The organism is Thermanaerothrix solaris (assembly GCF_032334255.1).
Taxonomy (GTDB): Bacteria; Chloroflexota; Anaerolineae; order Anaerolineales; family Anaerolineaceae; genus Thermanaerothrix; species Thermanaerothrix solaris.
Genome location: NZ_JAUHMF010000008.1, coordinates 1 through 2,331, shown reverse-complemented (window position 1 = coordinate 2,331; position 2,331 = coordinate 1). Strand labels below are relative to the sequence as shown.

General features: G+C 49.9%; 2 protein-coding genes and 1 pseudogene. All 3 read right to left on the bottom strand.

Annotated elements, in window-relative coordinates:
• Positions 1 to 511, bottom strand: a pseudogene (locus QYE77_RS14660) (hypothetical protein); the annotation flags it as partial.
• Between the two features lie 10 nt (positions 512 to 521).
• Positions 522 to 1,238 (bottom strand): hypothetical protein, encoded by a 717-nt coding sequence (locus QYE77_RS14655; protein ID WP_315626231.1) that lies wholly within the window; start codon positions 1,236 to 1,238, stop codon positions 522 to 524.
• Between the two features lie 188 nt (positions 1,239 to 1,426).
• Positions 1,427 to 2,331 (bottom strand): hypothetical protein (locus QYE77_RS14650; RefSeq protein WP_315626230.1); only part of this gene is annotated, 905 nt, incomplete at its 5' end.

Below are 2,331 nucleotides of genomic sequence, written 5' to 3'. Positions count from 1 at the left end.
CCGTGTAGGTGTCCTCAATCGTCGGCGGCGCATACTGCGGCGTGCAGCCACCACCCGAGGAACCGGAGCAGCAAGTAGCCTGTACTCGGTTTTTTGTTGTATCAGGCGATCCGCATGACTCATAAGCTTTGACTTGGTACTTTGGGCAAGCTCCCACATACCAATAACCACCTGACAAGCGGTTAGGTGAACCTAGAACTTCTGTAACTGAACAATCATTGGGATTTGTGCATCGTACCGGTATTTCTGGTTCCGTAAATCCCGGCCCCTGTTCTATGCAAACACCCGGCTTGCTAATAGGCTTAGATCTAGCACAGAAACTTACTGCGCTGTAGCCGTTTGTTGGCCCACAGCACTGCCCGCTCCCACACCAGCGATCCCGTGGCGCATCACAGGTTTGCGCCACCGCACACTGTGCCTGTGGCCACAAGGCGATTCCAACAGCAATTAACAACCCCATGAGGGTTGCTTTCCAAAACTTCGACAAAACAAAACGCCAGTTGATGTTCATTGTTCACCTCCTATGGAAGATCAATCTTGATGTACTCAGGATCAGAGTTTTCCTCCGTTGCCGCATCCCACGTCCAGGCTAATGCCCACCCTTCGGGAATCGGGTAAAGTCCCATGAGTTGGTCGGTCACCCAGTTATCCACTCCATAGGTGTCTTGCATGTATTTTCCTAATTGGCAGTAAGTGCCATCCCCGCACCGATCCCACTCGATTCGCTTGTAGAGGCTCACGTAACCACCTGATTTGTCGGAAACCGAGGGAAATAATCTTCTGCCGCGTTCTAGGATGCCATTCTCTTTGAGATACGCCAGATACGCCTGACGATATGGTTCACCGGTGTATCCGACGTAATAAGGCGTATAGGTCTCCCCATCCAAAACACCCACAACCAGCGGGTAGTAGGCGGCATTTAGGTTACGCTCATACACCCAAACAACGTCCAGATCATACTTACCCGCCTTGAGGGTCTCAACCTTGCCACTGGAGATGACCATCAGACTAAACATCTCGTAAATTGTGCCGTCTGGAAGGGATACCTTCCGGTAGTACGCTTTGGGCTTTGGTACCCGATACAACAGTTCCTGCCGCATACTTGCATCCAAGGTTGGGTAGTACCGTGGCGCCTCCGTCGGCGTAGCCGTAGGTCGGGGAGTACGAGTCGGCGTGGGGGTAACCATCAACCCACATCCGGTCAGCAAGAGAACGAACAGAAAAAGCAGTTTGCGCATCTCCTACCTCCATTTGTTCTGGCGTTAACGAAAAGAACCCACGTCCCGAACCGGTGTGGGCGCTTTTTAGAGCGTTGACCACCCGTCTACGTCGGGCTATGGGTTCACGTCTGATCAGGATAGTAACAAAAAAGAGCGCCGCCCGCAAGCAGCGTTCGGCGCTCCCTAACGTCACTTTTGCCTTACAATCACCTTACATTTGCCCCCTCCGGCACCACCGCCCAAACACGGATGAAGCCGTCTGCGCCATAAGTAACAAATAGGCGTCCGTCCGCGGAAAATTCCATGGCTGTGTTAGGGTACGGATATCCAGAATTGAATTCGCTGATAAATTCGCCCTTATTCTTGTTGATCACAAAAACAAATCCACTGGAATCTACCATGAGCAAAGATTGTTCTTGAGCGGACGACTCAATAGACGGCCCCCATATCCCACTTCTCCATACAGGAATGCGGATATGTCGAAACTGTCTTGAAGAAATGTTGATCACTTGCACCGACGGACCCGTTTTCCAGTTTTGGTTTGCCACAAACAACTCATTACCTTTCATGGCAATCAAATACAGATCGTCGGCTTTATATCGCCTTATTATCCACTGCTCAGTGTCGAGAACTTTTATACCTTCCTGATATACGCTGAAGGCAATCCTATTACCATCTGACGAAGTCCGGATGACGAAGTTATTGGCAATTTCAGCGCGCTTTCCATCTGCTCGATATGCGGTGACGTGTGAACTTCTCCCCCAGATTACCTCGACTACAACAACTTTTCCCTGAAAAACCTCAACGTCGAAGGACGAATTTTCTGGTACCGAAAAAGAAGCCAATACCTGACCATTTTCATCAGTTACATTCCAGAGCCTGGTGATCTCAGAATGAGATAGCGTATAAATCTTATCATCATGACCTAGAATTTTACCTTCCCCAGACGTACGAACACACTCCTGATTTTTACAAACAACAAACGCATTCCCAGACAAATCCTTAGAAACCAAAATCCCGTTCTGAAATTTTACCCTGGGGCGCCCAAACATCGGCATCTCCCCTTCCGCCTTCCAAGTGAACGTCCTCACCTGCTCCCCATCCAGATACG

What these genes read in the sequence shown, in the direction of transcription:
- QYE77_RS14655 (WP_315626231.1), bottom strand. Translation starts at nt 1,238, where the DNA reads ATGCGCAAACTGCTTTTTCTGTTCGTTCTCTTGCTGACCGGATGTGGG.